This window comes from Streptomyces sp. NPDC091387 (assembly GCF_044756945.1).
In the GTDB taxonomy this organism is placed as follows: Bacteria; Actinomycetota; Actinomycetes; order Streptomycetales; family Streptomycetaceae; genus Streptomyces.
Genome location: NZ_JBIVTZ010000001.1, coordinates 409,155 through 428,650 on the forward strand (window position 1 = coordinate 409,155; position 19,496 = coordinate 428,650).

Annotated in this window: 18 protein-coding genes; 8 read left to right on the forward strand and 10 right to left on the reverse strand. The window is 70.3% G+C overall.

Features of this window, described 5'->3' with window-relative positions; translation table 11 throughout:
* Positions 1-34: 34 nt before the first annotated feature.
* From ACIQM0_RS02060 to ACIQM0_RS02090, 7 genes are read left to right on the forward strand one after another with little or no spacing between them, the layout of a single operon-like run.
* Positions 35-1,153 (forward strand): tyrosine-type recombinase/integrase, encoded by a 1,119-nt coding sequence (locus ACIQM0_RS02060; RefSeq protein WP_401282515.1) that lies wholly within the window; start codon positions 35-37, stop codon positions 1,151-1,153.
* Positions 1,153-1,494, forward strand: a complete 342-nt coding sequence (locus ACIQM0_RS02065; protein WP_401282518.1) for a helix-turn-helix domain-containing protein — start codon at positions 1,153-1,155, stop codon at positions 1,492-1,494. Before ACIQM0_RS02060 ends, ACIQM0_RS02065 begins: the two co-directional genes overlap by 1 nt.
* A complete protein-coding gene (locus tag ACIQM0_RS02070; RefSeq protein ID WP_401282521.1) occupies positions 1,491-3,905 on the forward strand; it encodes a site-specific integrase in 2,415 nt (804 codons plus the stop codon). The genes ACIQM0_RS02065 and ACIQM0_RS02070 overlap by 4 nt, the downstream gene beginning before the upstream one ends.
* Positions 3,902-4,582 (forward strand): hypothetical protein, encoded by a 681-nt coding sequence (locus tag ACIQM0_RS02075; protein WP_401282523.1) that lies wholly within the window; start codon positions 3,902-3,904, stop codon positions 4,580-4,582. Before ACIQM0_RS02070 ends, ACIQM0_RS02075 begins: the two co-directional genes overlap by 4 nt.
* On the forward strand, positions 4,579-5,157 hold the full coding sequence (locus tag ACIQM0_RS02080) for a hypothetical protein (RefSeq protein WP_401282526.1): 579 nt from the start codon (positions 4,579-4,581) through the stop codon (positions 5,155-5,157). The genes ACIQM0_RS02075 and ACIQM0_RS02080 overlap by 4 nt, the downstream gene beginning before the upstream one ends.
* Positions 5,150-5,725, forward strand: coding sequence for a hypothetical protein (locus tag ACIQM0_RS02085; protein ID WP_401282528.1), 576 nt, complete (start codon positions 5,150-5,152; stop codon positions 5,723-5,725). The genes ACIQM0_RS02080 and ACIQM0_RS02085 overlap by 8 nt, the downstream gene beginning before the upstream one ends.
* Entirely contained in the window at positions 5,722-6,195 is a 474-nt protein-coding gene (locus ACIQM0_RS02090; RefSeq protein WP_401282531.1) for a hypothetical protein, read from the forward strand. The genes ACIQM0_RS02085 and ACIQM0_RS02090 overlap by 4 nt, the downstream gene beginning before the upstream one ends.
* A gap of 402 nt (positions 6,196-6,597) precedes the next feature.
* On the opposite strand, the gene ACIQM0_RS02095 is transcribed toward ACIQM0_RS02090, so the two are convergent.
* The 6 genes from ACIQM0_RS02095 to ACIQM0_RS02120 all read right to left on the reverse strand — a co-directional run bounded on the left by ACIQM0_RS02095 (position 6,598) and on the right by ACIQM0_RS02120 (position 12,061).
* Positions 6,598-7,335, reverse strand: a complete 738-nt coding sequence (locus tag ACIQM0_RS02095) for a dienelactone hydrolase family protein (RefSeq protein ID WP_401282534.1) — start codon at positions 7,333-7,335, stop codon at positions 6,598-6,600.
* Between the two features lie 294 nt (positions 7,336-7,629).
* Positions 7,630-7,983: an MmcQ/YjbR family DNA-binding protein gene (locus ACIQM0_RS02100; RefSeq protein WP_401282536.1), complete on the reverse strand. Its 354-nt coding sequence runs from the start codon at positions 7,981-7,983 to the stop codon at positions 7,630-7,632.
* Positions 7,980-9,272 carry a hemolysin family protein gene (locus ACIQM0_RS02105; protein ID WP_385033775.1) on the reverse strand — a complete coding sequence of 431 codons (1,293 nt, stop codon included), beginning with the start codon at positions 9,270-9,272 and terminating at the stop codon, positions 7,980-7,982. The genes ACIQM0_RS02100 and ACIQM0_RS02105 overlap by 4 nt, the downstream gene beginning before the upstream one ends.
* Positions 9,269-9,766 carry an rRNA maturation RNase YbeY gene (gene ybeY / locus ACIQM0_RS02110; protein WP_363030989.1) on the reverse strand — a complete coding sequence of 166 codons (498 nt, stop codon included), beginning with the start codon at positions 9,764-9,766 and terminating at the stop codon, positions 9,269-9,271. Before ybeY ends, ACIQM0_RS02105 begins: the two co-directional genes overlap by 4 nt.
* 9 nt (positions 9,767-9,775) lie before the next feature.
* A complete protein-coding gene (locus ACIQM0_RS02115) occupies positions 9,776-10,825 on the reverse strand; it encodes a PhoH family protein (protein WP_401282540.1) in 1,050 nt (349 codons plus the stop codon).
* A 132-nt stretch (positions 10,826-10,957) separates the two neighbouring features.
* On the reverse strand, positions 10,958-12,061 hold the full coding sequence (locus ACIQM0_RS02120; RefSeq protein ID WP_401282543.1) for a carbohydrate kinase family protein: 1,104 nt from the start codon (positions 12,059-12,061) through the stop codon (positions 10,958-10,960).
* A 357-nt stretch (positions 12,062-12,418) separates the two neighbouring features.
* Between ACIQM0_RS02120 and ACIQM0_RS02125 the strand changes: the two genes are divergently transcribed.
* Complete coding sequence (locus ACIQM0_RS02125) at positions 12,419-13,768, forward strand: MFS transporter (protein WP_401282546.1); 1,350 nt, start codon at positions 12,419-12,421, stop codon at positions 13,766-13,768.
* Here the strand turns inward: ACIQM0_RS02125 and ACIQM0_RS02130 are convergent.
* From ACIQM0_RS02130 to ACIQM0_RS02145, 4 genes are all read right to left on the reverse strand, one after another.
* Positions 13,732-14,724, reverse strand: a complete 993-nt coding sequence (locus ACIQM0_RS02130; RefSeq protein ID WP_401282549.1) for an adenosine deaminase — start codon at positions 14,722-14,724, stop codon at positions 13,732-13,734. The genes ACIQM0_RS02125 and ACIQM0_RS02130 overlap by 37 nt on opposite strands.
* Positions 14,725-14,758: 34 nt before the next feature.
* Positions 14,759-15,667, reverse strand: a complete 909-nt coding sequence (locus tag ACIQM0_RS02135; protein ID WP_401282551.1) for a ribonuclease Z — start codon at positions 15,665-15,667, stop codon at positions 14,759-14,761.
* A gap of 15 nt (positions 15,668-15,682) precedes the next feature.
* Entirely contained in the window at positions 15,683-16,042 is a 360-nt protein-coding gene (locus ACIQM0_RS02140; protein ID WP_401282553.1) for a histidine triad nucleotide-binding protein, read from the reverse strand.
* Positions 16,043-16,205: 163 nt separating this feature from the next.
* Positions 16,206-19,466 (reverse strand): S41 family peptidase, encoded by a 3,261-nt coding sequence (locus tag ACIQM0_RS02145; RefSeq protein WP_401282556.1) that lies wholly within the window; start codon positions 19,464-19,466, stop codon positions 16,206-16,208.
* Positions 19,467-19,496 lie beyond the last annotated feature (30 nt).

The window sequence follows — 19,496 nt, forward strand, 5'->3', positions numbered from 1 at the left end:
CAGGATCTACCCTCTAGAAGGGATGGTCTGCGTGGTGCAACAGCGAACGGCGGCCCTGGCCGGAGCGGCTCAGCTGGAGCTGGTCTCCGGGGTGATCCAGTTGCGTCCGGAGGACGCGATGGTCGCGGCGATGCTGCGCGGATGGCGGGCCCAGCAGATGTCCCGGGGCCTGAAGGAGGACACGATCACCGGCCGCGAGAGGCTGATCCGGCGCTTCCACGAGTTCACCAACGAATATCCGTGGCAGTGGCTGCCAGGTCACATGGACGAGTGGTCTGCGTCGCTGACCGGCGAGAGGCACCTTGCGCCGTCCACGATCCGCAGCTACCAGGGCGAGGTACGGCAGTTCACTGAGTTCCTCATCGACGGCCGCTACGGCTGGGCGACCGCCTGCGAGGACGCCTTCGGCACGCACCCGGTCGCAATCTGCCACGAGTGGAACACCATCGCCCACCTCAACGACTACGAGGGCGACCCCGAGGCCCGGCCGTTCACCCGCGATGAACTGCAGCGGTTCCTCGACTACGCCGACGACCAAGTCGACCGCGCGGTGCGGTCCACGCGCAAAGGGGCGCTCGCCGCCTACCGCGACGCCACCCTCTTCAAGGTCATCTACGGCTGGGGGCTGCGGCGCACGGAGACCTCGAAGCTGGACCTGGTCGACTTCGGCCGCAATCCGAAGGCTCGTCAGTTCGGCCGGTACGGAACGCTCAACGTGCGCTACGGCAAAGCGAAACGGGGGCAGCCGCCGCGCCGCCGGAACGTGCTGTCGGTCATGGACTGGGCGGTGGACGCGGCCCGGGACTACGTGGAGAACGTCCGCCCGCGCTTCGGCTGCGAGGACCACCCGGCGCTGTGGGTGACCGAACGCGGCGGCCGGGTCAAGCCCTCGGAGATCAACGCCCGGTTCGTCACCTACCGCGACGCCCTGAAGCTCCCCAAGGCTCTGGTCCCCCATTCCCTCAGACATTCATATGTCACGCATTTGACCGAAAACGGTGTTGATAGGCGTTTTATACAGCAGCAAGTGGGTCACGAGTGCGACAGCTCGACGGCCGTATACACCCACGTCAGCGACGACTTCATGAACACTGCTCTGGGCAACGCACTCAACCCGGCGTTCGACGAGGCGCCGACCGGGAAGGACCGATGATGGCCGCCAAGCTCGACTACCGCTGGCACCTGCGTCACCTGATGGCGGACCGCGGCATGTTCTCCACCACCGACCTGCTGCCGCCGCTGGCCCAACGCGGCATCAACCTGTCCTCCAGCCAGGTCTACCGGCTCGTCGTCGAGCGCCCCGAGCGACTGAGTCTGAAGATCCTGATGGCCTTGCTGGACATCCTGGACTGCACGATGGACGACCTAATCGAACCCGTCGCCGCAGCCGGCACCGCGCAGAGGCCCAAGAAGGCCGCCGCGGGCGGCACCGCCGCCGAGAGCATCGGCGACCTGCGGCCCAAGCGAGCCAGGATCGCCCCGGTGGACCGGTGACCGACACCATCGACGAGGCCCTGGTGGACCCGGTCGGCCTGATCGTGCGGCTGGTCTCGACGGTCGAACACGGTTTGGACGCTGTCCGGATCCACCAGGTCGTCGTCGATGTCGCCGGCGGGCGCGCGAAACGCCGCCGGCTGGCCCAGCTCCTCTCGGACTGCCCGCAGGTGCTGACGACCGGCCGGCCACCGGTCGCGTGGTCGGTGGGACAACTCCTGCGAGGGCTGCGGGCTGCCGGCGCGACCTCGATAGCCGCACCACGGTGCGGTGAATGCGGACGAACACTGACTTACATGATCAGCCGGCGAGGATACCTGCTCTGCTCGCCCTGCCGGGATACAGCCCAGACCTGCGCCGCCTGCGGAGACCAGCGGCGAGTTTCCACCCGCGACCGTCACGGCCAGCCTCGCTGCGATCAATGTCCCGACGACCAGGGCGACCCGACGGTGCTGCTGGCAGAAGCCGTCACCGTCATCTCGCCGGGCTTCGACGCGACTGACGTCATGACCGCACTGGGCCGGGCGACGGTCCGCCCGGCCGGGCAGCGCCGACTGGCCTGGGCGATCGTGAACCAGCCCTCCCTGCTGACCGGCGCGGGCAGCGACGCCCCCACCCCGGCGGTCCTCCGCTTCATCGACGAACTCCTCGCGGCGGGCGCGAGCAACATCGCGCGACCGTCGTGCCCACGCTGCGGTCGGACGGTGGCTCTGTCCAAGCTGCTGGACGGGCAACGGGTCTGCCGCACCTGCTTCGCGCACCACCAGGCAGTGCCCTGCGCTGGTTGCGGAGCGGTCCGCGAACCCGCGACCCGCGATGCCGAGGGCCGCCCACTGTGTCCGAACTGCCTCAGCAACGATCCGATCAACCTCGAAGACTGCCGTGGCTGCGGACGCCGACGACGCGTCGCGGCCCGCACCCCGGACGGCCCGTGGTGCGAGCACTGCCGGCCTCGCACCGCCGCGACATGTGGGATCTGCGGGCGATCGGCACCCTGCGAGATCTCCGCCGCCACCGGCGAACCGTGGTGCGACCGGTGTCAATCCTGGTGGGCCCGCTGCTGCGGTTGCCACACCATCGCCTCGATCCGCGGCGGCACACGCAAGGAGCCGCTGTGCGCGAAGTGCCTCAACCCCGATCCCGATTTCTGGGGTCGATGCCCGATCTGCAAAACCACCTGGCAGACCAGCACGCACCGGCCCTGCCACCGCTGCACTCTCACGCAACGAGCGGACGAGGTGTTCGCCGGACCCGACGGGTCCGTTCGCCAGGAACTGGCCCCGCTGCACGCCGCATTGATCGGCATCGACCGGCCGGTCACCGCAGTCGCCTGGCTGTCGCGCCCGGTCGTCGCCCGGCTACTGAAGGAGATCGCAGCCGACCAACGCGCGGTGACCCACGACATCCTCGACGAGCTCGCGGCCGGCAAGACCCTCGACCATCTGCGGGCCGTTCTCGTCGCCGGAGGCATACTGCCCAAACGCGACGAGCGCCTCGTCACACTCGAACGCTGGACATCCCGGGCCGTCGCATCCCGTGACGATCACGAAGAACGGGCGATGCTGCACCGCTACGCGGTCTGGCACCACCTCCGACGCCTACGAGGCCGCCTCGGCGCCGGCCACGCCACCCACCTGCAGATGGCCAACGTCCGCAGCCACATCACCGCCGCCGTCAACTTCCTGGACTGGCTGTCCAGCAGAGATCTGACCCTCACCACCTGCACCCAGCCTGATCTGGACCAGTGGAAAGCAGGCGAGAACCTCAGCTACCGGGACCAGACCGGCCACTTCATCCGCTGGGCGACCAAGAACCGGCTGGCAAAGGGGCTGACCTTCGGCGCCGAGCGCTGGCAGGGCCCGGTCGGCCCCCACAACTCCGAAGGCCGATGGGACGACGCCCGCAGGCTCCTCCACGACGCAACGCTGACCACAGCCGACCGCGTCGCCGGACTACTCCTGCTCTTCTACGCCCAACGCCTCAGCACGATCAGCAGCCTCACCGTCGACCAGGTCGCAGAGGCGAACGGCCGGGTTTCGATCCAGCTGGGAACCTCCCCGACCGTCCTGCCCGAACCGCTCGCCGCGTTGGTCCTCGACCTGATCGCAACACGCCGCCCCTACACAGTGATCGGACACGCCGACCAGACGCCCTGGCTGTTTCCAGGTCAACGCCCAGGCCAACACATCAGCGCCGACCGGCTCGGCATACGGCTAATCGCCGTCGGAATCCAACCAGGCCAGGCCCGGTCAACGGCCCTGTTCGCCCTCGCCGAAGAAGTCCCCGCAGCGATCCTGGCCCGCATGCTCGGCATCCACATCCAAGTCGCCGTCCAGTGGCAGAAGGCATCCGCCGGCGACTGGGCCGCCTACGCCGCAGACGTCAGCCGCCGTGTCCCGGAGAACCAATGAAGCTACCCATCACCATCCACCAAGCACGTCTCGGATCCGTGGAGTTCAAAGTCATCCGACCAGCCCAGCCATTGGTACACGCCGTGCTCGCCGACCACGATCGGCACCTGGACGCCTATCTCGATCAGGATGCCGCGCGGCGAATCGGCGGTCTATGGACACTCGCTGCCTCTTCACCGCGCTCACTGGTCCACCTGCCGATGCGAGGCAACCGGGCTCCCTCCCGCGAGCTGCCGGAAGACGGCATGCGCCAGCTTGACCTCGTGCTGCTGCATCACTCGCTCCAGTTCGCGCCTTCACACTGGAAGGAGGTGCGCGGGCGACTCGGCCCGGGCCGTCCGCAGACCGTGACGCTGCCCGACCCAGGACACACAGGCGAAGCCATGATTGACCACGAAGCACGGCACTACCGGGAGAACCGGGACCTGTTCCACCAGCATCTCCACGCCGAGACCTTGTTTATGACCGGCAGCGCGAAGGTGTTCAGAGAAACCGCCCGGCACTTCCTCGACGTTGCCCGAAACGGTCCCAACTACGTCCCCGTCCACCCGAGCTACCCGTACTTCTGCACGGAGCTCCACTCCAACGACGGCATTCTCGGCGACGCGCGCGAGATCCACATTGAGTACTGCGACGAGTGGACTCATGAGCCGACCGACAGGACCCGCCGCCCATGACGTTCCATGATCACCTTCAGCGCCTCGCTGAGAACGCCCTCGCATCCATCCCGGCCGCTGAGGTCGGCGACATCTACGTCGTCTCCTTCTTCATCGACAACGAGGACGACGACCCACGTCAGCCCACCCTGACCATCGGCTACAACACGGAGACCCAGTTCCGACACAGCATCCAGCATGCCTCCGACGAGGCAGAAGCCCGCTGGAACTACGCCTTCTGGATCCAGAACCAACAGACCGTGATCGGCGACCTCGCCAGCGACCCGATCGGAGCCATGACACGCCGCGAATGGATCAGCCGACTCGGACTTTGGTACGACGAGCCCACTGCGGACGATGACTGGCAGACGGCCATCGGGTCGACCACCGCGCTGATCGAGGCCCACTTCAACCAAGCATGCGGCCAGCTCGCCCGCAGCCTCCACGAGACCGGCGTCATCGAAAGGGCTGTCGGCGAACGAGTGCCGGTGGTCCTCCACGAGCTGGAGTACTACGAGGGAATCGCCCGCCGGACCGAGGCTGCCAACCCCGCTGGCCTCGCCGACGAGTTCACCGCCTGGGTCCGCAATGGCTGAGGCATTCGGACAGTTCCAATACCCGACTCCACCATTAGGGACCTCGGCTTCCGGGTTCGCCGACGAGGTGGCCGCCGACAAGGCCGTCGCCCTGCTGGACTACGTCGAGGACCTCTACCACGACTGGAACGAGGGCGGCCGGTCCGCGGGCGGCGCGGTCAAGCGGGTCGAAGCCGAATTCGACCGCATCCGCGCGGAACTCGGGGACTTGCCCGGGGTAGTCGCGAGCCCGGAACGGCTGCGGACCATGCTGCGGCATCTGACCCGCACCCTGCACCCCGGCGCCCTCAACGACTGCTTCCACCACACCGACACCGCGGTATGCGGCAAGCGCGCCAAAGCTGTCGGACGGCCCCTGCCCATGCTCAACATGTGCCTGACCTGCCCGAACTCGCGCCGCTCGTCCATCCACCTGCCCCGATACCACATGAGCCGCGACTTGGCCGGCGAAGAGCTCAAGGACACCGAACACCTGCCGCCGCACCAGCAGACGGCCATCGGCGAGTTCATCGCCATGCTGGACGGCGCCATCGAGGAACTCAACGACGAGGACGGTGCTCGCGTATGACCACGCCGCCCACTCAGACCGTCTTCGCCCGGCTGGCCCGCGACAACCCGGACCTGACCGACCGCGACCGGCAAATCATGAGGGCCTTCGAGCGACTGCTGGACGGCCAGCCGGAGATCACCGACGGGTCGATCACCGCGATGAACATCGCCGCCGAGGCCGGCATCTCCCGAGCCTCCTACTACCGCTCGCCGGTGGCGGCTGCCGTGAAGGAAATCCTGGCCATCCCGGAGGTCAAACGTCCGGAGGTTGACGAGCTCAAGACCGAAGTCACCCGCCTTCGCAAGGAGATGCGCACGCTCCGTGCGGACAGGGCGGCGGAGATCCGCGAGCTGAAGGACACCGTGGCCACCTACGCTAACCAGATCCAGGTCCTGACGTTGCTCAATGAGGAGCTGGTGGACGACGCACACAAGCTCCGCACCCAGCTTGCCGAGCACTCCGACGGTGTCGTACGGCCGTTGCGATAGATCTGCCCTGCAGGCGCCACGGCCCTACGTCCTCCCCTGTACTGGAAACCCCTCGGCACCAGCTTGGACACACGCCAGACAGGGATCGCCGCAGCCCACCCTTCAGGGGGTCCAGCCGAGATACGCGCCAAGGGGATCTTGGTGCGACCTCGCACGTGGTCAGCACAATGAGGCCGCAGTAAATACATAGACCTCGCCCTGGCGGCCGGAACGGACCACCGCCGGTCGCGAGAATCACGGCAGGGGCTCCGTCGCAGTAAATCCGGTATTCACTGCGGCAGTTGCGAACGCGTCTCTGCGATCGATCATCCGCCCGAAGTTGGTTCTGCTATGGGGACTTGAGGGGAGGGGACTGTGAGTGCCCGACGCGGACGGGGCCTGGCGCCAGGCTGTTTGCCTGCGTCATGCCCGCAGATCTTCCGTCACGGGCAGACACTCGGCGAGCAGGTCGACGACGTCGCGCCAGGCTCGCTGTGCGTGCCGTGGGTGGTAGCCGACGCCGGGACGCACGATGTGGTCGACCGGTGGATGGTGGAAGGCGTGAAGGGCGCCGCCGTAGACCACGAGGCGCCAGTCGACGCCCGCGGCCTGCATCTCTGCGGTGAACGCGTCCCGTTGGGCGGGCGCCATGATCGGGTCTTCCGACCCGACCCCGGCCCATACCGGGCAGCGAATGCGCGCCGCCTCGCCCGGTCGGCCCGTGATCAGCCCGTTGACTGTCGCGATCGCGCGCAGGTTGACGCCGTCGCGCCCGAGTTCCAGCGCGATGGCGCCCCCGGTGCCGTAGCCGACGGCGGCTATCCGGTCGGGGTCGGTTCGCGGTTCGGTGCGCAACACGTCGAGCGCCGCGTGGCCGATGCCTCGCATCCGGTCGGGGTCGGCGAGCAGCGGCATGCAGCGGGCCAGCATTTCCTCGGGGTCGCCCAGATAGCGCCCGCCGTGAAGGTCGAAGGCCAGGGCTACATATCCCAGCTCGGCGAGAGCGTCGGCCCTGCGGCGCTCGACGTCGCTGAGCCCTATGCCCTCTGGTCCGAGCAGCACCGCGGGCCGGCGGTCGGCACCGGCCGGGAGCGCGAGGTGCCCGATCATCGTCAAACCGTCCGCCGGGTACTCGACCGGACGCGTCGTAATCGTCGTCATGAGACTGGACTGTAGTGATCGTCGAGCCCGGACCGGCAGGTGTTATGCCGCTGGCAGAACAGTGCGCGTGTCCCTCTGAAGTACGGGGGCCGAGCGCTCAGGACTTCAAGATCTTATCGTTGCCCCTTTGGCGCGACCCTCGGTCACACCCCTTCAGGTGAGACACCTCAGGATTGGACACGCGTATTGCTTGCATAACGCATGCCTGCCAGAACACCGAAGTAAGGGTCGCGTAGACCCCGACTGGCTCCGCGGCGGGGCGACGGGGGTGACCGGCACCGTGCCGGTCACCCGCTACGGCCGGTCGAGCTTCAGCCGCTCCGCCCGGGGCAACCCCGCCACGACCAGGTCATAACTGTCCTCGATCAGCTCACGCACTCTCGCGTCCGGCAGACCGGACACCGTCACGGTGTTCCAGTGCCGCTTGTTCATGTGCCACCCCGGCGCCACGGCCTCGTGCTCCTCCCGGAGCCGCACCGCTTCGTCGGGGTCGCACTTGAGGTTCACCTTCAGCGGCCGCCCGTCCAGGGAGCTCAGCGCGAACATCTTGCCGAGCACCTTGAAGACGGACGCCTCCGGCCCGAACGGAAACTCCTCGGCGCTCGCGTTGAACCCCAGGCAGAACGCCCTCAGCTGCTGCGGTGTCATGCCGCCGCCTCCTCCTGCGGAGCCAGCGGCTCCACCAGCACCGTGACGATCTTGTTCCGGCGGCCCGCCGGGGACTCCGCGGTCAGCCGCAGCCGCCGCCCGTCGGGGAGCTCGACCTCCGAGGAGGCACCGGCGATCGGGACCCGGCCCAGCGCTTTGGCGAGCAGCCCGCCGACCGTCTCCACGTCCTCGTCGTCGTACTCGTCGAGGCCGAACAGCTCACCGAGGTCCCCGATGTCGAGGCGCGCGGTGACGCGGAAGCAGCCGTTCTCCAGCTCCTGGACCGGCGGGAGTTCCCGGTCGTACTCGTCGGTGATCTCTCCGACGATCTCCTCCAGGATGTCCTCGATGGTGACGATGCCCGCCGTGCCGCCGTACTCGTCGATGACGACCGCGACGTGGCTGCGGTCCTGCTGCATCTCGCGCAGCAGATCGCCGGCGTTCTTCGTGTCGGGCACGAACGCGGCGGGGCGCATCGCCGTGGAGACCAGATCGGCCTCCGACTCCCGGTTGATGTGCGTCTTGCGGACCAGGTCCTTGAGATAGACGATCCCGACGATGTCGTCCTCGTTCTCCCCGGTGACCGGGATCCGCGAGAAGCCGGAGCGCAGCGCGAGGGTGAGCGCCTGCCGGATCGTCTTGTAGCGCTCGATGCAGACCAGGTCGGTGCGCGGCACCATCACCTCGCGCACGAGGGTGTCGCCGAGCTCGAAGACGGAGTGCACCATGCGGCGCTCCTCGTCCTCGATCAGCGACTCCTGCTCGGCGAGGTCGACCATCGCCCGCAGTTCGGCCTCACTGGCGAACGGCCCCTTGCGGAACCCCTTGCCCGGCGTCAGCGCGTTGCCGATGAGGATCAGCAGCTGCGGGACGGGGCCCATGATCCTGGCCAGCGGCAGCAGGACGTACGAGGCCGCCGTCGCCGTGTTCAGCGGGTGCTGGCGGCCGATGGTGCGCGGCGAGACCCCGATGGCGACGTAGGAGACGAGGACCATCACCCCCATGGCGACGGCCAGCGCCTCCCAGGTCTCCGGGAGTTCCTTCAGGCAGACGTACGTGACCAGCACCCCGGCCGACATCTCGCAGGCGACCCGCACCAGCAGGGCGACGTTGAGATAGCGCGTCGGATCGGCCGCGACCTGCTCCAGCTTGTCGCTGCCGCGACGGCCCGAGCGGACCGCCTCGGCCGCCCGGAAGCTCGACGTGCGCGCGATACCGGCCTCGGCACACGCCGCCAGCCAGCCGACGACGACCAGGACGACGACCCCGAAGACGAGCGGCAGGCTCACGAGACGGTGGGGGCGGGCGACGGACCGGTCATCCCGCGCTCACCGCGCCAGCCGTCGACGATCGCCGCCTGGAGGCCGAACATCTCGGCCTTCTCGTCCGGCTCCTCGTGGTCGTAGCCGAGCAGGTGCAGCACCCCGTGGACGGTGAGGAGCTGGAGCTCCTCGTCCATGGAGTGCTGCGTCTCGGCGTCCTCGCCCTGCTTCTTGGCCACCTCCGGGCACAGGACGATGTCACCGAGGAGCCCCTGCGGGGGCTCCTCGTCGTCCTTGGCCGGCGGACGCAGCTCGTCCATCGGGAAGGACATGACGTCCGTCGGACCCGTCAGGTCCATCCACTGGATGTGGAGCTGCTCCATGGCGTCGGTGTCCACCACGATCACCGAGAGTTCGGAGAGCGCGTGGATCCGCATCCGGGCGAGTGCGTAGCGGGCGATGTCGAGGATCGCCTGCTCGTCGACCTCGGTTCCGGACTCGTTGTTGACGTCGATCGACATGGTGCGCTGTTACTGCTTCCCGTTGTGGCGGCCCTGGCCCTTGCCGGCCCGGCCGTCCTGTTCGACTTGGTTGTCGTACTTCTCGTACGCGTCGACGATACGGCCGACCAGCTTGTGCCGGACGACATCCTGGGACGTGAGCCGGGAGAAGTGCACGTCGTCGATGCCCTCCAGGATGTCCTGCACCTGGCGCAGACCGCTCTTGGTCCCGTTCGGCAGGTCGACCTGGGTGACGTCACCGGTGACGACGATCTGCGAGTCGAAGCCCAGCCGGGTCAGGAACATCTTCATCTGCTCGGCGCTGGTGTTCTGCGCCTCGTCGAGGATGATGAAGGCGTCATTGAGCGTACGGCCACGCATATAGGCCAGCGGCGCCACCTCGATCGTCCCCGCCGCCATCAGCCGCGGGATCGAGTCCGGGTCGAGCATGTCGTGCAACGCGTCGTAGAGCGGGCGCAGATACGGGTCGATCTTGTCGAAGAGCGTGCCGGGCAGGAAGCCGAGCCGCTCGCCCGCCTCGACCGCCGGGCGGGTCAGGATGATCCGGCTGACCTGCTTGGACTGCAGCGCCTGGACGGCCTTGGCCATGGCCAAGTAGGTCTTGCCGGTGCCGGCGGGCCCGATGCCGAAGACGATCGTGTGCTTGTCGATCGCGTCGACGTACCGCTTCTGGTTGAGCGTCTTGGGGCGGATCGTGCGGCCGCGGCTGGACAGGATGTTCTGGGTGAGCACCTCGGCCGGGGTCTCCGTGCCGTCCGCCTGGCCGTTGTCACTGGCCCTGAGCATCGCGATAGAACGTTCCACAGCGTCCTCCGTCATCGGCTGACCGGTGCGGAGCACCAGCACCATCTCGTCGAACAGGCGCTGGATCAGGGCGATTTCCGCCACGTTCCCCGTCGCGCTTATCTCGTTGCCCCGGACGTGGATGTCGGCTGCCGGGAACGCCGCTTCGATCACGCGCAGCAGCGAGTCGCCCGATCCCAGGAGCATCACCATGGGGTGTGCGGCCGGAATGCTGATGTGGGCACGCGCCTGCGGCTGTGTTGGTGTCTGAGTCATGGGCCGGCCCTCGGGCCTGCACATACCTCCCGTTGCAGGGTTCTCGCTGCTCGACAACCTCTGGACCACCAAGCCTACGACTCCGCACCGACAACGCCGAGAGGTTTTCACCGGCGGAAGCGGCCGGGCCGGTCAGGGCCGGAAGCCGATGGTCGGGACGGCCCTGCGCAGCGGCCAGTGGCGGGCCGCCGCCGGAAGCAGGTCCTGGAGGAACGCGTACCGCTGGAGCGCCGCCGGATCCTGGTCGGCGCAGGTGCGGACCCGCTGCCACCAGGCGGCGATCTCCGCCCAGCCGGGGGCCGACAGCGAGCCGCCGAACTCCTGGACCGAGAGGGCGGCGGTGAGTCCGGCGAAGGCGAGCCGGTCGGCGAGCGGCCAGTTGGCCAGGGTGCCGGTGACGAAGCCGGCGACGAAGACGTCGCCCGCGCCGGTCGGGTCGAGTGCCTCGACCTCGATCGCGGGGACCTCCGCGGCGGTCCCGGTGACCGCGTCGACCGCGTAGGCGCCTTCCGCGCCGAGGGTGACGACGGCGAGCGGTACGTGTTCGGCGAGGGCGTGCGCCGCGGCGCGGGGGCAGTCGGTGCGGGTGTAGCGCATGGCCTCCTCCGCGTTGGGGAGGAACGCCTGGCAGTGCGCCAGGTCGGTCAGGCCGTTCAGGTCCCAGCGGCCGGTCTCGTCCCAGCCGACGTCGGCGAAGACCATGGCGCCGCGGCGGGCCGCCGCGGCCACCCACGGCTCGCTGCGGCCCGGGACGAGCGAGGCGACGGCGGCGCGGGCCCGGGGCGGGCACTGGGGGAAGGCGGTGGCGGCCGGGTCCGGAGCGGCGGGCGGCGGGGCCTCGTGGCCGTGCGAGACCATCGTCCGCTCGCCCTCGTACGCCATGGAGACGGTCACCGGGGAGTGCCAGCCGCGGACGGTGTGCGACATGGAGAGGTCGATGCCCTCGCCCTGCTCCAGCGCGTCCCAGCAGTACTCGCCGTAGTGGTCGTCGCCGAAGGCCGCGGCCAGTGAGGTGTGCAGGCCGAGCCGGGCCAGTGCCGTGGCCATGTTCGCGACCCCGCCGGGGCTGGAGCCCATGCCGCGCGCCCAGGACTCGGTGCCGCGCACGGGGGCGCTGTCCAGGCCGGTGAAGATGATGTCGAGGAAGACCGTGCCGGTGAGGAAGACGTCGCAGTCCGGGTCCTGCGGCGCGCGCAGTCCGTCCAGTGGGTCGATTCCTGGCATCCCAGTGCTCACCTTGCACTCCCCGGTCGTGGCGGTTCCGGCCAGTGTGCCCGATCCACTCGCCCGTCCGGGGGGTCCGCGCCGAGTCCGTACACACAGAGCCTGACCTGCATAAACATGCGCTGCTACCCGCATACTAAAGTGGCAAACATATAAGTGGCTCAGATCACAGCGTGGCGACTTTCGGCCGGCCGGAAGCACTTGATACAAATTGGCCCGCGAGCACCGTTGGGGCCAGTTTCCGGCGAGTGCGTCGACTTCATCGCATTTCCCGCATTTCTCTCATGTGTGCCTCGGCGCGTCCTCTTGCTGGACGCGCAACCCCTCGCTGTCTTCTCCGCCTCCTCTGGCATGTCTTCAGGAACGCCCATGTCCTCGCGCCCTCGCGCCGCGTGGCCGCTGGTTGCCGTGTTCACCGCCGGTTACCTCGCCTCATATCTGCTCCCCACCATCGTGGGGAGGCTCTCCGCCCATCTGGGTCTCAGCGCCGCCCAGGCCGGCCTCGTCGGCAGTGCGCTGCTGCTGAGTTCGGCGGCCGCCGGGTTCTGCCTGGCGGGCCGCGTCGAGACGTACGGGCCGCAGCGGCCCGCGCGAATCGGGCTGGTGCTGGCCGCGCTGGGCTACGGCTGCGCGGCGCTGGCCGGTTCCGTACCGCTGGTGGTCGTGGGGGTGATGCTCGGCGGCTTCGGCTCCGGTACGGCGACCGCGGTCGCCGCGGCGGGCATCGCCTCCCAGCGCGATCCGCACCGGACCTCGTCGCTCGGGCTGCTCAGCGTCTCCGCGGCCGCGGGCCTCCTCTACCTGACGATCCCCCACCTGGGCGGCGGCCACCGGCTGCCGTTCGCCGCGGTCGCCCTGGTCGCGCTCCTCGTCTGGCCCGCCACCTCACGGCTGGGCGCCCCGGTGCCCGCCGGCCCCGCCGTCCCCGCCGCCGGCCGGCTGCCGCACCGCCGCTCCGGTCTGGTGCTGGCGGGCGGCATGCTCGTCTGGTCGATGGCGCAGAACGCGCTGTGGGGTGTCAGCAGCCGCATCGGCGTGGTTCAGGCGGGGCTCTCCGAGGTCACCACGGGAGCGGTCTTCGCCGCCGCGCTCGGCGCCGGCCTGCTCGGTGTGATGGGCGCCGGGATGCTGGGCGCCCGGCTCGGGCGCGCGGTGCCGATCGGCCTCGGCACCGTGATCATCGCGGTCGGTATCGTGGTCAGCTCGTCGGCGAGCGGTCTCGGCTCGTTCGCGACCGGGGAGATCATATGGAACACCTTCTACCCGGTGGTCCTGACGTATCTGATCGGTCTGGCCGCGTCACTGGACATACGAGGCCGCTGGGCGGTCCTCGCGGGATCGGCCTCCTCCATGGGCGTGGCCTGCGGGCCGGTGCTGGGCAGCGTGCTGTCCGAGGAATCCGGCTACCCGGTGATGGGGCTGATCCTGGGCGCCGCGACCCTGCTGGTCGCGGTCCCGGTGACGGCCGTCGCCCTGCACACCGGTGGCCGCCCGCTGGTGCCGGGATCGGTACGCCGCAGGGGCGGTGCTCCGGCGGCCCTGCTCGCGGTCACCACCGGCGCGGTGCCCGGCGCCGTGCCCAGGCTCGGCGCGCCCGAGCAGGCTGTCATGGAGATCAACCTGCCCGAGCTGCGCCGCAGGCGCCTGGTGAGGAGCGCGTTCCGGACGGCCGGCGGGGCCGCTCAGTCGAACGCGTACGCCTCGACCTCGGACAGGTAGCGCGCCCGGCGCTCCTCGTCGTGGTCGAGGAAGGCCGCCTCGAAGGAGTTGCGGGCCAGGGTGCGCAGCTGTTCGCGCTCCAGGCCGAGCGCCTCGTGGACGGCGTGGAAGGTGTCCCCGACGTACCCGCCGAAGTAGGCGGGGTCGTCGGAGTTCACCGTGCAGAGCAGCCCGGCGTCCATCATGGCCCGCAGCGGGTGCTCCTCCAGGGTGTCGATGGCCCGCAGCCGTACGTTGGACAGCGGGCAGAGGGTGAGCGGTACCCGCTCTGCGACCAGCCGCTGGACCAGTTCCGGGTCCTCCATGCAGCGCAGCCCGTGGTCGACGCGCTCCACGCCGAGGACGTCGAGCGCCTCGCGGATGTACGCGGGCGGCCCCTCCTCGCCCGCGTGCGCGACCTTGCGCAGTCCGAGCGCCTCGGCCGCCGCGTACACCTCGCGGAACTTGGCGGGCGGGTGGCCGACCTCGGCGGAGTCCAGGCCGACGGCGCTGATCCGGTGCAGATACGGCTTCGCGGCCTCCAGGGTCTCCAGCGCCGAATCGGCTGACCGGTCGCGCAGGAAGCACATGATCAGCTGGGTGGAGACTCCGTGCGTTTCCTCGCTGCGCTCCAGGGCCCGGCCGAGTCCTTCGACGACGGTGCCGATCGGAACGCCCCGGGCGGTGTGTGCCTGCGGGTCGAAGAAGATCTCGGCGTGCCGTACGCCCTGGGCGGCGGCGCGGGCGAGGTAGGCGTCGGCGAGGTCGGCGAAGTCGTCCTCGGTCCGCAGCACCGCCATCAGTGCGTAGTACAGGTCGAGGAAGGTCTGCAGATCGTCGAAGAGGTAGGCGGTGCGCAGTGCCTCGGTGTCCGCGTACGGGAGGTGCACGCCGTTGCGTGCGGCGAGCGCGAAGGCCAGCTCGGGTTCGAGGGTTCCTTCGATGTGGAGGTGGAGTTCGGCTTTGGGGAGGTGCACGGTTTCTCGCTAACGCAGGTGGTGCTGGTGTTGGTTACTGGTGACGGGTGGGGACGGGGACGCGGATCAGGTCCTGGGCGACGGTCAGTTCGCCCTCGAACCCGGCGGCCCGTGCCTGGGTCTCGAAGGCCTCCGGGTCCGGGTAGCGCTGCGAGAAGTGGGTGAGCACGAGGTGCCGTACGCCCGCTTCGCGTGCCACCCGGGCCGCCTGCCCGGCGGTCAGGTGGCCGTGGTCGGTGGCCAGCCGCTCGTCCTCGTCGAGGAAGGTCGACTCGATGACCAGCATGTCGCATCCCTCGGCGAGCACGTGCACGCCGTCGCAGAGCCTGGTGTCCATGATGAACGCGAACCGCTGTCCGCGCCTGCGCTCGGAGACGTCGTCGAGCGTGACACCGCCGAGGGAGCCCTCGCGCTGGATCCGGCCGATGTCGGGTCCGGCGATGGAGTGCTCGGCGAGCCGGGCCGGCAGCATGCGGCGCCCGTCGGGTTCGACGAGGCGGTAGCCGTACGACTCGACGGGGTGCGAGAGCTTGTGGGCGCTGAGGGTGTACGCGACCGTGGTGGCCAGCGGTCCGTCGGCGGCGACCGGGGCCTCGGTCAGCTCGACGGACTCGCGGTAGGCGGTCGCGTACCGCAGCCGGTCGAAGAAGTGCTGCCCGCTCGCCGGGTAGTGCGCGGTGACGGGGTGCGGGACCTGGTCGAGGTTGATCCGCTGGATCACCCCGGCCAGGCCGAGCGAGTGGTCGCCGTGGAAGTGCGTGACGCAGATCCGGTTGATGTCGTGCGCGGCGACGCCGGCCCGCAGCATCTGGCGCTGGGTGCCCTCGCCGGGGTCGAAGAGGAGGCCCTCGCCGTCCCAGCGCAGCAGGTAGCCGTTGTGGTTGCGGTGCCGGGTCGGGACCTGGCTGGCGGTTCCGAGGACGACGAGTTCACGTGCGGACACGGGGTGGGTCCGCCGCTAGCCGGGCGGCCACTGGAGGCCGCGGCCGCCCAGGACGTGCGCGTGTGCGTGGAAGACGGTCTGCCCGGCCCCGGCACCGGTGTTGAACACGACCCGGTAGCCGGTGGCGGCGATCTTCTCGTCGGCGGCGACCTCTCCGGTCTCGCGCAGGATGTCGGCGAGGACCTGCGGTTCGGCGGCGGCGAGGGACGCGGCGTCCGGGTAGTGGAGCCGCGGGATGACGAGCACGTGGGTGGGGGCCTGGGGGTTGATGTCGCGGAAGGCGACGGTGGTGTCGGTCTCCCGGATGATGGTGGCCGGGATGTCACCCGAGACGATCTTGCAGAACAGGCAGTCGGGCTGCGGTTCTCCTGCCATGGGGCACTCCTCGGTCTCGGCGATCCGTTACGGGGGCAGCCTAGCCGGACGGGCGCGGGCCTTTTCGGGGGCGCTCCTCCGTACCCCCGCTCCTCGACCGCCGGACGGCTCGGATGTTCGGCCTCGTCGCGATCGAGGAGCGGGGTCCGGGGTGGAGCCCCGGTCACGGTGCCGCGGAGGGGCCTTGGTTCCGCGGCTCGGGCAGGGGCGGGGCCGTCTTCGCCGGGGTCCGGGTCAGCGACTCCAGCGCGATCCTGATCGCCTCGTCCAGCTGCGGATCCCGCCCCGCGGCGCGGTCCTGCGGCGTCATGACGACCTCGACGTCCGGGTCGACGCCGTGGTTCTCGACGCCCCAGCCGTACTCCTCCAGCCAGAAGGCGTACTTCGGCTGGGTGACCAGGGTGCCGTCCACCAGCCGGTAGCGGCTGTCGATGCCCACCACGCCGCCCCAGGTGCGGGTGCCGACCACCGGGCCGATGCCCAGCAGTTTGATCGCCGCGTTCACGACGTCGCCGTCCGAACCGGAGAACTCGTCCGCCACGGCGACGACCGGCCCCCGGGGCGCGTCGCCCGGGTAGCTCTGGGGCCGGCTGCCGCGCGGCAGGTCCCAGCCGACGATGCGGCGGGCGAGCTTCTCCACGATCAGCTGCGAGGTGTGGCCGCCGCGGTTCTCCCGTACGTCCACCACCAGCCCCTCGCGGGCGACCTCGGTGCGCAGGTCGCGGTGGATCTGGGCCCAGCCCGGTCCGGCCATGTCGGGGATGTGGACGTAGCCGAGGCGTCCGCCGGAGTGCTCGTGGACGTAGCCGCGCCGGTCGGCGACCCACGCGTGGTAGCGCAGCGCCTCCTCGTCGGCGATCGGGACGACGACGACATGGCGCGGGTCGCCGCCGTCGGCCGGGGAGACGGTCAGCTCGACCGGGTGGCCGGCCGAGCCGGTGAGAAGCGGTCCGGGGCCGGTGACGCGGTCGACGGGGTGGCCGTCGACCGCCACGATCGCGTCCCCCGTGCGGACGGCGACGCCCGGTGCGGCGAGCGGTGCGCGGGCCGCGGGGTCGGAGGTCTCCGACGGCAGGATCCGGTCGATGCGCCAGCTCCCGTCGTCGGCGCGGGAGATGTCGGCGCCGAGCAGGCCCTGCCGGGCCGCGTCGTCGTGCCATCCGCCGGACGGCCGTACGTAGGCGTGGGAGGTGCCGAGTTCGCCCTGTACCTCCCACAGCAGGTCCATGAGGTCGTCGTGGGTGGCGACGCGCTCCAGCACCGGCCGGTAGCGGTCCAGAACGCCGGCCCAGTCGACACCGCCCATGTCGGGGTGCCAGAAGTTGTCCCGCATGAGGCGGCCGGCCTCGTCGTACATCTGCCGCCATTCGGCGGCCGGGTCCAGGGTGCGGCGGATCCGGGAGAGGTCGACGGTGACGCTGCCCTCGCCGTCGTCGTCGTCCGGGCCCCCCGGCACGCGGCTGTCGGACGGTACGACGCGCAGTTTGCCGTGGCTGTGCAGGACCAGCCGCCTGCCGTCGCCGCTGACCGCGAACCGGGTGATGTCGGAGGCGAGTTCCTCGCAGCGCAGCTTCTCCAGGTCGTACCGCTCCAGCACGGTCTCGGGGCGGCGGGCGTCGGGCGTGGCCCCGCTCGTACCGAGGACTCCGGTGACCGGGTGGCGCAGCCAGAGCAGCCCGTCCTTCGCGGCCCGGAGCGAGGAGTAGCTGGCGGCCTCGACGGGCAGCGGCACGATCCGGTCGGCGAGGCCGTCCAGGTCGATGCGGGTGACCGGGAGGGCGGTGGGGTTGTCGTCGCCCTCGGCGCTCTTCTCCCGCTCGGTCGGGCGGCCGTGGAGCTGCGGCCCGAACGGGGAGGGGGTGGTCGCGGCGAGCGTCATCAGGTGCGGCCGGCAGACGCCGATGAAGGCCAGGTCGAAGACATGTGCGTCGTAGACCGGGTCGAAGGCCCGCTCGGAGAGGAAGGCCAGGTGCTTTCCGTCGGCGGTGAAGGCGGGTGCGAAGTCCCGGAACCGCAGCGGGGTGGCCTCGGCGACCGTCAGGTCGGCGAGGTGGGCGAGCTTGAGCTGGCTGAGCGGTTCGGGGCCGGGGTGCGACCAGGCGAGCCAGGAGGAGTCGGGTGAGAAGACGAGCCCGGAGGCGTCGCCGTGCTCGCCGCGGTCCACCTCGTGGACCTCGCCGCTCTCCCGTTCGACGATCAGGACGCGTCCGTCGTGGGCGGCGACGGCGAAGCGGCTGCCGTCGGGGGCGGGGGCCAGGTCGAGGACCCGCCCGATGCGTCCCGCGGCGAGCCGGTGCGGGGTGGCGCCGGGCGAGGTGCCGGTGGCGGGTGCGCACTCCAGCGCGTCGTCGCCCTCGGCGTCGGTGACCCAGACGACGTGCTGGTCGCCGTCGGCCTGGAAGGTGCGGGGCAGCCTGGCCCGTACGCCGGGTTCGACGGCGAGTGCGCGGGCCGGGCCCTCGCGGTGGGTGACCCAGTGGACGGCTCCGCGGGACCCGATCGCGCTGCCGCGGCCGGTGCGGTCGGGGGACGCGGCGCTCAGCCGGCTGCCGGCGTGCACGGGGTGCGGCTGGAGGTCGGCGCGCTGGCCGCCGAGCCGGATGCCGAGGCGGCGGGGCTCGTCGCTGTCCAGGCTGTCGAGGAGCCAGAGCTCTCCGGCACTGGCGTAGGTGACCCGGGTTCCGTCGGTGGTGGCGTGCCGGGCGTAGAAGCCCTCGATGCCGGTGTGCCGGCGCAGACCGGTGCCGTCGGGGAGGGCGGAGTAGAGCGCTCCGACGCCTTCGTGGTCGGAGAGGAAGGCGATGCGCTCGCCCACCCACATCGGGCACTCGATGTTGCCGTCGAGCTCCTCGTTGACCCGTACGAACTCCTGCGGGGAGCCGTCCGTGGGGGTCTCCTCGGTGGCGATCCAGAGCTTGCCGGCCGTGCCGCCCCGGTAGCGCTTCCACTTGGCGGCCTCGCGCCCCATGGTGGCCGAGAGCAGCAGGATCCGTCCGCCGGGCCCGTACGCGAGGGACCCGACGGGCCCGTACGGGAGGGTCCGTGCGGGGCCTCCGTCGACCGGTACGGCGCGGGCCCAGGTGCGGCGCAGCGAGACCTGGCCCTGGGTGCTGAGCACCAGCACGTCGCCCTCGGGCGTCCAGCCATGAACGGCTGTCTGCGCGTCGCCCCAGTAGGTCAGCCGCCGGGAGGGGCCGCCGTCGACGGGGGCCAGGTGCACCTCGGGCACCCCGTCCCGGGTTGACGTCCAGGCGACGAGGGTGCCGTCGGGAGATATCCGCGGCTGGGTGACGGGTCGGTTGTCTGCGCTGACTCGCCAGGCTCGGCCGCCGTCGAGCGGTGCCAGCCAGACGTCGTCCTCGGCGGTGAAGGCGATCAGGTCGCCCTGGACATGGGGGTACCGGAGGTAGGAAGGCTGCGTCACATCGATCACCCTAGGCCGAGGCCGGGCCCA

Excerpts from the sequence above, each read along its gene's own strand:
- ACIQM0_RS02065 (WP_401282518.1), top strand. The coding sequence starts at position 1,153 with ATGGCCGCCAAGCTCGACTACCGCTGGCACCTGCGTCACCTGATGGCG.
- ACIQM0_RS02075 (WP_401282523.1), top strand. The coding sequence starts at position 3,902 with ATGAAGCTACCCATCACCATCCACCAAGCACGTCTCGGATCCGTGGAG.
- ACIQM0_RS02080 (WP_401282526.1), top strand. The coding sequence starts at position 4,579 with ATGACGTTCCATGATCACCTTCAGCGCCTCGCTGAGAACGCCCTCGCA.
- ACIQM0_RS02085 (WP_401282528.1), top strand. The coding sequence starts at position 5,150 with ATGGCTGAGGCATTCGGACAGTTCCAATACCCGACTCCACCATTAGGG.
- ACIQM0_RS02090 (WP_401282531.1), top strand. The coding sequence starts at position 5,722 with ATGACCACGCCGCCCACTCAGACCGTCTTCGCCCGGCTGGCCCGCGAC.
- ACIQM0_RS02095 (WP_401282534.1), bottom strand. The coding sequence starts at position 7,335 with ATGACGACGATTACGACGCGTCCGGTCGAGTACCCGGCGGACGGTTTG.
- ACIQM0_RS02100 (WP_401282536.1), bottom strand. The coding sequence starts at position 7,983 with ATGACACCGCAGCAGCTGAGGGCGTTCTGCCTGGGGTTCAACGCGAGC.
- ybeY (WP_363030989.1), bottom strand. The coding sequence starts at position 9,766 with ATGTCGATCGACGTCAACAACGAGTCCGGAACCGAGGTCGACGAGCAG.
- ACIQM0_RS02115 (WP_401282540.1), bottom strand. The coding sequence starts at position 10,825 with ATGACTCAGACACCAACACAGCCGCAGGCGCGTGCCCACATCAGCATT.
- ACIQM0_RS02125 (WP_401282546.1), top strand. The coding sequence starts at position 12,419 with ATGTCCTCGCGCCCTCGCGCCGCGTGGCCGCTGGTTGCCGTGTTCACC.
- ACIQM0_RS02140 (WP_401282553.1), bottom strand. The coding sequence starts at position 16,042 with ATGGCAGGAGAACCGCAGCCCGACTGCCTGTTCTGCAAGATCGTCTCG.